Raw genomic sequence first — 8,764 nt, forward strand, 5'->3', positions numbered from 1 at the left:
CAGCCGCCTGGGAGCAAGAGGCGACCGACTGCCAGCGCCTTGATGCCTCCCCCGAGAGCCTGCAGGCTCTTCACCGCGCACTTCAGTAGGTTTTTCGTATGAATTCATCGTCAACCAACTACCGTATACGCGCCTTCCATACCGATGATATGGAAGCCGTAAATATCGCTTCAGTAAAATGACATTGGAGGTAAGCTTTTGCCGTTTGATGCGTAAAACCAATGCATGGCAGCCTTTATCCATCCGTTTCAAAATTAAGGGGATAAACGAACGAGAGGTTTCACCATGAATCTTCAAAGCATTGAAGACGAGGCGCTTCATCTCCCAAAAGAGCAGCGGGCACAGTTGATACAGCGATTGGTTCTTAGCCTGGAATCTCCATCAGATGAAGAGCTTAGGTCTGACTGGGTGCTTGAGGCTCGTCGAAGAGCAGAAGAGCTCGATAGTGGCGCGGTTCAAGCTGTGCCTGGTGATGAAGTTATGAAAAAGGCTCGAGCGCTAATTAAATGAAATATGTCTTTCACCCGGCAGCGGAAGCAGAGTTTCTGGAATCATTCGGTTACTATGAATCGAAGCTACTAGGATTGGGTAATGCCTTGATAAACGAATTTGAGGCTCTTGCCGAATTGATTGTCGAGTCACCAAAAGGCTGGTAGATCGAATTAGAGCCAGACATTCGCAGAGCCCCCCTTCACCGATTTCCGCTATCCATCGTGTATCGAGAAAAGCCACACGCTTTCCAGATACTAGCTGTTGCCCATGCCCGAAGACGGCCGCAGTACTGGCTTAACAGGCTCTAACTGTCACAGGCACCTTAATGGCATTTCTTAGCAGCTTTGCCTCCAGCACCGATGCTGCGACCTTATCGCTCGGGCCTGACGCTTTTCCAAATCAGCCCCACCAGCGCAATCACCAATACGGCGAACAGCACGGCGGCGCCCGTCGAATCCAGCACCTGCAGGGTCAGGCCAGAAACGACCAGCCAGAGCGCTGGAATGATGACGGCGATCCAGAGCGCGAAACCCCTCAGCATGATAAGCACCAGGCCCAGCGTGGTGACCGCCGTGGGGTCGGCATGAATGCCGAACACTTCCGCTTGATACCAGGAGCCGCCACTTAGCGGCGCCATCAGCGGCATTAGCAGTGGCATGAGTATCAGGCCGAAGAGGGTAATGGCTATGCCGATAATAACCGGTGGGTTGGTTGCTCGTGGCGCTTTATCCATTCCCCGTCCCGTTAGTGCCATTAGCATCAGCAGCACGGCTTGAGCAATGAAAGCGTAGCCAACATAGCCCCCCGCCCAGTTGAGCTCTGCATAGCGCTGAAAGAAAAATGCGATGGCGACGAAGGCCCAGAGTGGGGCGGGTAGCAGGCAGGCGATTCGCGTGCGGTGTTTCAGCGCCAGCACAATGGTGGTGGCGCCCATTGCAAAGGTCAGCAGATGCAGCGGCCAGAAGTTTTCGCCCATGCGCTCAAGCAAGCGAAAGTAAACATCTGCCGTGAAGGGAATAAAGTCCTGCAGCTGGTAGCTTGTCCACTCGTTCATAACGACTCGATATAGGCGACCATCCGCTGCCGGGCGTCAGCTGAAGGCATGGGGGAGTGGCCAGCGCGCATATTCTCGCGCAGGTGCTCGACCTGGGTGGTGGCCGGTATCGCGCAGGTTATCGCCGGGTGGCTGACGATAAACTTCAGCAAGAAGTCCGCCCAGGTTGTGCAGCCGCATTCCTCGTTGGCCCACTCGGGCAATGGTGCGTCACGCCGTTTGAGGTTCTTGATCAGGTTGCCGCCATCGTAAGGCCGATTGGCGATTACGCCGATGCCCCGCTCTTCTGCCAGGGGCAGTAGCCGGTTTTCGGCCTCGCGGTGGGTGATGTTATAAGTGAGCTGAACGAAGTCGATATCCTCTGACGTCATGATCTGCTCGATCTCGCTGTGGCGGCGCCCGTGGGAGGTGGTGATGCCGATATGGCAGATGGTGCCTTCGGCTTTCATCTCCTGCAGCGCTGCTAGGTGCTCACGCCAATCGGTCAGGTTGTGTACCTGCACCAGATCGAAGTGTTCCACCTTCCAGCGCTCTTTAAGCTCCGCCACCTGCTCTCGAGCTGAACCACCGGCGGGGCTCCAGACCTTCTCTGCGGAAAACAGGCTCTCGGGTGTACCGAGTTCTTGCAAGGCATAGCCCATCACATCCGGCGCCGAGCCATACATGGGCGAAGAGTCGATCAGGCCACCGCCATACTCGAAGAATGCTTTGACCACCTCGGTACGTTCATCGAGCAACTCTGGGTCGTTGCCAACGTTGAAGGTACGCCAGGTGCCCATGCCAATCACGGGCAGCTTTTTGTCTGTACCCGCAAAAGCCTTCTGACGCATCCCGCCCGTGTTGGCAAAAAGCGATGCGGTGGGGAGCGCCATGGCGGCGAGCGTGGCGCCGATGAGCGTAAGGCTTTGTCGGCGGGTGATGTGGTGCTTGATGTGATGTTTGATGAGATGGTTCATAGCGGTCGCTCCTTCAGGTTTTTTTGAATCGGCACCGTGGCAGCCAACACCAGCACAAAGCATGTCAGCACAAATACCTTATTCACAAACCAGTTGGTGCGCCAGATCGACCACTCAGGGTCGGCGAGAAAACGCACGAACAGGGTGCCGATGATGAGGATTTCAATAACCGACATGCCTACCGCTAATGCACGCGTATAGCGAGGCCGTTTGAGCAGCGCCCAGCCCAGCCAGACGTGCGCCACTGGCCATAGATCCCAATAGATATACGTCGCCCATGGCTCGCCGTAGGCCAGCGCGTAACCCACGGGGAAGAGGTATTTGATGAAAAGCGTCCACGCCGCAAGGATAAACAGCAGGTGGGCGAGGAAGCTGATCCAGCCATTGGGTTTGGGGGCGGGCAGTGACATGACAGGGCTCCTGTCCTATTCCGTTAATCCTGGGCCGTTAATGGCGTGTCCTTACACCATCTGCAAAGAGTGCTTGCGCGTTGGCGGGGGATAGGCGGCATCGATCTGGGCCAAGTCCTCTTCATCGAGTCTGACCTTATCTGCCTCAGCGTTCTTTTTGAGGTGATCCAGATTCACGGCTTTGGGAATAGCGATCACACCAGGATGGCGCAATGCCCAGGCGAGGGCGACTTGTGCAGTGGTGGCGCTGTGTTTGTCGGCAATGCGTTGCAGGGCGGCGTCATGCAGCAGCGCGCCGCCTTGCCCGATCGGGCAGTAGGCCATGAGCGGCATGCTTTGCTGTGTTTGCCAGGGCAGCAGGTCGTATTCAATGCCGCTTGCTTCGGGGTTGTAGAGCACCTGATTGGTGGCGCAAGCGGGTGCGTCGAGCTCTGCTAGGTCGTCAACGTCAAAGTTCGACACGCCCCAGCGCAGGATCTTGCCCTGCTCGCGCAGCCGCTCGAATGCTTCCACTGTTTCACTCAGCGGGTACTGGCCGCGCCAATGCAGCAGGTAGAGATCGATAGTATCGGTGCCCAATCGGCGCAGGCTACGCTCGCAGGCGGCTTGAACACCCTTGGAGCTGGCGTTGTGGGGGTAGACCTTGCTGACCAGATACACCTCTTCTCGCCGGTCACGGATCGCTTGGCCAACGACTTCTTCAGAACCGCCCTCGGCATACATCTCTGCGGTATCGATCAGCGTCATGCCCAGATCCAGCCCTTCACGCAGCGCTCTGACCTCAGCCTGCCGCTGCCCAGCATCCTCGCCCATATGCCAGGTGCCCTGGCCTATACGAGGTACGCTGTCTCCGCCTAGCTCAATCGTCTGCATATCGCTATCTCCTAGTGTATCTCTTGCAGTGATGCTTTTCTGACTGCCTGCTGTGATCGCAGTTCATGGGGCAAAAACCAGCACCTTGCGCGAGCCTGCACGTTCTACGCTATCAGGCAGCCTCTTAATCCGAAACTACGGTCTTTCGCTATCGATGTGTGGATCGTAAGTTTCTCTGCTGGTGGTGCCCAAGGCCTGCTCGTAGGTGGCGTACTGCCTGCGAGAAGATATTTTAGAATGTCCTAAATTTAGTTCTGCTTGATAAATGCTGCTTAACTCTTCAATGTCACTTGGCCCTTTGAATATAGGAGAAATGCAATGGAACCCCCCCTGTTTGTTCAAAAGCAGCTTACCCAAACACTACTGGCAAGCTGTATTGCCAGTGCTGCGGCAGTTGGTTATATCGGCAGCGCTGCGGCCAACGATTCGCCTGAATATGATGCTGAATTGTCCGGTTTCGAATACGCCTATCCGGTAGAGCGATTTAATTTCAGCTCCCAGGGCCAGGATATGCAGATGGCTTACCTGGATATTGCGCCCGAAGAGGGCAGTGCAAATGGCAGAACGGTAGTGCTGATGCATGGCAAGAACTTCTGTGCGGGTACTTGGGAAGGCACTATTGAAGCATTGCATGACGACGGATACCGGGTCATCGCATCGGATCAGGTGGGCTTCTGTAAGTCCACCAAGCCTGAACACTACCAGTTCAGCTTTCATCAGCTAGCGACTAACACCCATGCATTGCTGGAAGAGCTTGAAGTGGGGCAGGCCACTGTCATGGGGCACTCCATGGGCGGCATGTTGGCTACGCGCTATGCACTGATGTATCCGGAGCAGACCGAGCAGTTGGTGATGGTCAACCCGATTGGCCTGGAAGACTGGAAAGCCCTCGGTGTGCCCTATCAGAGCATCGACGATGGCTATCAGGCCGAGCTGGGTAAAACAGCTGAAGGCATCCGTGCCTATCAGGAGTCCACTTACTATGTGAACACCTGGGAGCCTGAATACGATCGTTGGGTCGAGATGCTGGCTGGCATGTATGCAGGGGAAGATAAGGAATTAGTGGCCTGGAACCAGGCGCTAACCTCGGACATGGTCTTCACCCAGCCGGTGGTACACGAGTTTGAACAGTTGCAAGTGCCAACACTGTTACTGATTGGTGAGAAAGACAATACCGCGATCGGTAAAGCGCAGGCACCAGAAGACCTCCAGGAGACCCTTGGCCGTTACGACGTGCTTGGCGAACAGGCGGCTGAAGCTATTCCGCAAGCAACGCTGGTCGAGTTTCCAGACTTGGGCCACTCACCGCAAATCCAAGAGCCCGAGCGTTTTCATGAGGAACTGCTCAAAGGCTTGGCAGACCAGTAGCTGCAGGGCCAATTGCTGGGGAAAAACAGCTAGACCGTTGTAGTAACTCAAAACGGACAAGCACGAGCACTTTACACCAGCTCGTGCTTGTCAGGCGTTAGCTGAAGGCGGTTACGATCATGCTGAGTACGCCCCTGCAAATAGCTACAGCCGTCACGCTTTTCATGGGGCGCTACTAGGTCGGTTGAACCTTGTTAGCTCTAAATTGCGATTCAACGTTGATGGCATGAAAGAAGCGCTGACGGAAATTAGGTCTTAGGATATTTAAGCTATCATCATCGAAAACGCTTGGGCCGAGCTATCAACATGACCGATCCCAATGGCAACCGAGTTGAAATCCGGGATGAAGCTGATTTCATACGCCAGATCAATACTTAACAAACGATTGCTACACAATGGCGTTTATCCATTACTTCACGGCTCCAAACCAGCGCATGAGTCGGGCGTTATACTTTTTTGCCGCACCTTTTCTACTATGATGTAATACATTGTAGTCACAAACGTTGAGGATGCCGCCATGAGTGTCACTACCGTTCGTCTTCAGGCAGACGTTGAGCAACGTCTGGAAGCCATTGCTAGTCGGCTCCATCGGAGCAAAGGCTGGGTAATCAATCAAGCGCTATTAGAATACATTGAAAAACAAAAGCTTGAGCAAGAGCGCTGGACCCAAACGCTTGAAGCGATGGAATCTGCTGCTCAGGGAAAAGTCGTTGATGCCAGCGAGGTTCACAGTTGGCTTAAAAGCTGGGGTACTGAAAACGAGCAGAATGCGCCGAGATCGGGTAAGTGAAATTGGTCTACACCGATGAAGCTATCGAAGACTTAACCCGCCTAAGAGAGTTTATTTCAGTCCACAACCCTTCTACAGCAGCCAGAATAGCTGCAGATTTGGTTGGCAGAATTGAAGTGCTGACAAACTTTCCTAGTATGGGTACACCAGTGGAATTAGCCCCCACACCTGAATCCGTTCGTGACATGGTGTTTGGCAAATACGTTATCCGCTATTCTGTTCATATTCACACCATCATTGTTCTTCAGGTATGGCATAGGCTTGAAGGTGAGCGATAGCAGTTTGACCAGCAACTTTATAAGAGCATTTAAGCTTTCTGCCTGCCGATTATCCCATCAATCCTGATGGTAGGGCTGTCGATATTATGTAGATCCAAACTTCAAAAATTACAGGTACCTCAATGGCCTTACTTACTGAGTGTTCGCATAGTTGAGAGGGGGCATCAATGTTTGAAGTAACATCAACCCAACATGTTCTGGCGGTCAAGGATATTGAAAGTACTGAGCGCTATTTTCTCGACAAGCTTGGCTTTTCCGTCCGGTTTCGTGTGGAGGGTTGGTCATTTTTGAGCCTTGATAGTTTTCACATCATGTTAGGCCACTGCCCTGATGAAGTGCCTGCTCGTGATACGCGCGAACATGCGTACTTTGCCTATATAAACTGTGTCGATATAGACGAGATATATCGCGACTATCAGAAACGCGGTGCTGAGATTTTTCAGGTGATAGCTGATAAACCTTGGGGCTTGCGTGAATTTGGTGTGGCGACACCCGAAGGCCACAAAATTATGTTTGGTGAAGACATAGAGCCATTAAGTAATTCATAGCCACTTTATGTAGCGGATGCTAGCCGTTCATTGCGGTACAGAGATACCTAAAACACAGCAGCTAATTTGCGATACCACGGCACTCCTTTGCCGCTTCCAGACTCCTTCCCGCTTACATTGCTACTATCTAACGATTAACAACTACTTCACACCAGCTCGCGCTTATCCCGTCGTGCCACACGAATGTCTTTGACGGTGGCGATGCCGATGATCGCGAAAATAACCAAAGAAATCAGCGGCCAGATCATGACATATGATCCTAATATAAAGGTTTGCATGTGCTTTCCTATTGTCTCGCTGGTGCACGATGGCGCACCAGCAGGTGAAGGGATTTCAGCGTGATACTGCGCTTAGCCCTGAGTTGCAGGCTTGGCCGGGTCGTAATTGATCACTTTTTGATCGATCTGGGCAAAGTCGAACCTGCTTGAACTCATCAAACTGAGGCCAATGCACACTATGGTGCTAACGCCGTAGGCCATTAACGAGGCCATTAGTACCGTGTAGTCCTGCAGGAAGCCGATAAAGAAGTAGGCCAGCACGATAGCGCTGATGGCGCCGACGATTAAGCCGACCCTGCGTCCGCAGAACCCGAAGGCCATTAAGCCGAGAACCACACCACCACCCACAGCGGCGAGTAACTCAAACAACACCGCGATCGCACCGATCATGGGCAACAACTCGAAGCGTGCGACGCAGAACATCACCAGCCCCGCGATTACCGCAGAGGTAAAGGCCGTATTGGTCACACGATCCCAGAAGCAACTGGCGATGACTGGGAACACAATTGCGCCCCAAAGTGCGCCAACAAAGACCAGCATGATCAGAATATCCATCGAGAAGCTGGCGAGAATCACCCCAATCAGCGTCGCGACGATCATGGTTAGCCTGCCGATAAACAGCATCTTGGTGGGATCGGGTTTGTTTTTGGCGATGTTCTTGCCGTACACATCGGCCATCACTATCGCGGACATGGCGGAGAGGTCCGAGTCAGCGGTAGAGGAGAGCGAGCCAATCACCAGAATAAAGAACAGCCCGATAAACACCGGCGATAGGTACATTGAAACCATCTGCGGGATCAAGTTATTCATGTCGCCACCGATGGGCTCCATACCAGTCATCAGTGCCATTAAACCAATCATGCCCAAGCCAATAACAATCGCCCCATAACCAATGGTCGCGGTAATAAAGGTCGGTTTAATGTGGTCTTCACGCACGGCGAATAGCCGCTGGGAGATGGTCTGGTTGCCAATGGCGTAGGCCAGCACCGCCACAAAGAAGGGCGCACCTTGATTGAGAATGGCATCCATCGAGAACAGGTTGGCTTGTTCTGGCGTGAGAAGACTCATGCCGTCTGAGAGCGTTTCCGGGCCACCGAGGGCGAACATCACCGCCGGAATAATCAGGATAGCAACCGCCATCATTGCCATTAGCTGGGCAAAATCCGTGAGCACCGAAGCGCGAAACCCTGACCACAGCGTGTAGGAGAGCACCCCGACCCCGGCGATAATGACACCAGCTTGAAACGAGAGTGGGGAGAGCACTGAGACCAGTGCGCCGGAGGCTGTAAAGTTAACCATCAGGCTAATAATGCTGCCCAGGATGTTAGACGAGGCGAGAATCAACTGGCTGGAAGAGCCGTGCCGCGCATGGATAAGCTCACCCAGCGTATGGGCATTGGGGGCCAGTTTGCGAAAACGACGCCCAAAGGGGTAGATGAACAGAATCATCAACGCGCCCCACAGCCCGTAGTGCAAGGGGCCAGAAATGCCGTAGGTGTAACCTGAGGTGGCGGCGCCGTAAAACGAGGCCGCCCAGATCCAGGTAGCGGTCATACTGGCAGCGCCAAGACCAAAACCGATCTGGTGGTTGGACACCATGAATGCGTCGGTATTCTCCTTTTTCTTCTTGATCAGCAGGGTCAGCAGGTAAGTGCCGCCATAAAAAAACACCAGCAAAGCGAGGACAGTCATGGTCGAGAACTGATAGAAATTTTCT

Annotated in this window: 11 protein-coding genes; 5 read left to right on the plus strand and 6 right to left on the minus strand. The window is 53.5% G+C overall.

What is annotated here, in order from left to right; all coding sequences use genetic code 11:
• The first annotated feature begins 285 nt into the window (after nt 1-285).
• A complete protein-coding gene (locus tag MLE19_RS10965; protein WP_240718224.1) occupies nt 286-510 on the plus strand; it encodes an addiction module protein in 225 nt (74 codons plus the stop codon).
• A 352-nt stretch (nt 511-862) separates the two neighbouring features.
• On the opposite strand, the gene MLE19_RS10970 is transcribed toward MLE19_RS10965, so the two are convergent.
• Genes MLE19_RS10970 through MLE19_RS10985 form a run of 4 tightly spaced genes read right to left on the minus strand, consistent with a single transcriptional unit; the run spans nt 863 to nt 3,785 of the window.
• On the minus strand, nt 863-1,546 hold the full coding sequence (locus MLE19_RS10970; protein ID WP_240718225.1) for an MFS transporter permease: 684 nt from the start codon (nt 1,544-1,546) through the stop codon (nt 863-865).
• Entirely contained in the window at nt 1,543-2,502 is a 960-nt protein-coding gene (locus MLE19_RS10975) for an aldo/keto reductase (RefSeq protein ID WP_240718226.1), read from the minus strand. Before MLE19_RS10975 ends, MLE19_RS10970 begins: the two co-directional genes overlap by 4 nt.
• Entirely contained in the window at nt 2,499-2,912 is a 414-nt protein-coding gene (locus MLE19_RS10980; protein ID WP_240718227.1) for a hypothetical protein, read from the minus strand. The genes MLE19_RS10975 and MLE19_RS10980 overlap by 4 nt, the downstream gene beginning before the upstream one ends.
• A gap of 51 nt (nt 2,913-2,963) precedes the next feature.
• Nucleotides 2,964-3,785, minus strand: coding sequence for an aldo/keto reductase (locus MLE19_RS10985; RefSeq protein ID WP_240718228.1), 822 nt, complete (start codon nt 3,783-3,785; stop codon nt 2,964-2,966).
• A gap of 318 nt (nt 3,786-4,103) precedes the next feature.
• Here MLE19_RS10985 and MLE19_RS10990 point away from each other — a divergent pair, with 318 nt between their 5' ends.
• From MLE19_RS10990 to MLE19_RS11005, 4 genes are all read left to right on the plus strand, one after another.
• Nucleotides 4,104-5,153 carry an alpha/beta fold hydrolase gene (locus MLE19_RS10990; RefSeq protein WP_240718229.1) on the plus strand — a complete coding sequence of 350 codons (1,050 nt, stop codon included), beginning with the start codon at nt 4,104-4,106 and terminating at the stop codon, nt 5,151-5,153.
• 517 nt (nt 5,154-5,670) lie between these two features.
• On the plus strand, nt 5,671-5,943 hold the full coding sequence (locus MLE19_RS10995) for a CopG family ribbon-helix-helix protein (protein WP_240718230.1): 273 nt from the start codon (nt 5,671-5,673) through the stop codon (nt 5,941-5,943).
• A complete protein-coding gene (locus MLE19_RS11000; protein WP_240718231.1) occupies nt 5,940-6,221 on the plus strand; it encodes a type II toxin-antitoxin system RelE/ParE family toxin in 282 nt (93 codons plus the stop codon). Before MLE19_RS10995 ends, MLE19_RS11000 begins: the two co-directional genes overlap by 4 nt.
• Before the next feature lie 167 nt (nt 6,222-6,388).
• Nucleotides 6,389-6,769, plus strand: coding sequence for a VOC family protein (locus tag MLE19_RS11005; RefSeq protein WP_240718232.1), 381 nt, complete (start codon nt 6,389-6,391; stop codon nt 6,767-6,769).
• Between the two features lie 146 nt (nt 6,770-6,915).
• Here the strand turns inward: MLE19_RS11005 and MLE19_RS11010 are convergent, their stop codons facing one another.
• Nucleotides 6,916-7,047, minus strand: coding sequence for a putative transporter small subunit (locus MLE19_RS11010; RefSeq protein WP_276322416.1), 132 nt, complete (start codon nt 7,045-7,047; stop codon nt 6,916-6,918).
• 72 nt (nt 7,048-7,119) lie between these two features.
• Nucleotides 7,120-8,764: sodium:solute symporter family protein (locus MLE19_RS11015; RefSeq protein WP_240718234.1), on the minus strand; the 1,645-nt coding region annotated here is incomplete at its 5' end.

It is taken from the genome of Vreelandella neptunia (assembly GCF_022489065.1).
GTDB classification, from domain to species: Bacteria; Pseudomonadota; Gammaproteobacteria; order Pseudomonadales; family Halomonadaceae; genus Vreelandella; species Vreelandella neptunia_A.

Excerpts from the sequence above, each read along its gene's own strand:
- MLE19_RS10990 (WP_240718229.1), top strand. The coding sequence starts at position 4,104 with ATGGAACCCCCCCTGTTTGTTCAAAAGCAGCTTACCCAAACACTACTG.
- MLE19_RS10995 (WP_240718230.1), top strand. The coding sequence starts at position 5,671 with ATGAGTGTCACTACCGTTCGTCTTCAGGCAGACGTTGAGCAACGTCTG.
- MLE19_RS10970 (WP_240718225.1), bottom strand. The coding sequence starts at position 1,546 with ATGAACGAGTGGACAAGCTACCAGCTGCAGGACTTTATTCCCTTCACG.
- MLE19_RS11010 (WP_276322416.1), bottom strand. The coding sequence starts at position 7,047 with ATGCAAACCTTTATATTAGGATCATATGTCATGATCTGGCCGCTGATT.
- MLE19_RS10980 (WP_240718227.1), bottom strand. The coding sequence starts at position 2,912 with ATGTCACTGCCCGCCCCCAAACCCAATGGCTGGATCAGCTTCCTCGCC.
- MLE19_RS10985 (WP_240718228.1), bottom strand. The coding sequence starts at position 3,785 with ATGCAGACGATTGAGCTAGGCGGAGACAGCGTACCTCGTATAGGCCAG.
- MLE19_RS11005 (WP_240718232.1), top strand. The coding sequence starts at position 6,389 with ATGTTTGAAGTAACATCAACCCAACATGTTCTGGCGGTCAAGGATATT.
- MLE19_RS10965 (WP_240718224.1), top strand. The coding sequence starts at position 286 with ATGAATCTTCAAAGCATTGAAGACGAGGCGCTTCATCTCCCAAAAGAG.
- MLE19_RS10975 (WP_240718226.1), bottom strand. The coding sequence starts at position 2,502 with ATGAACCATCTCATCAAACATCACATCAAGCACCACATCACCCGCCGA.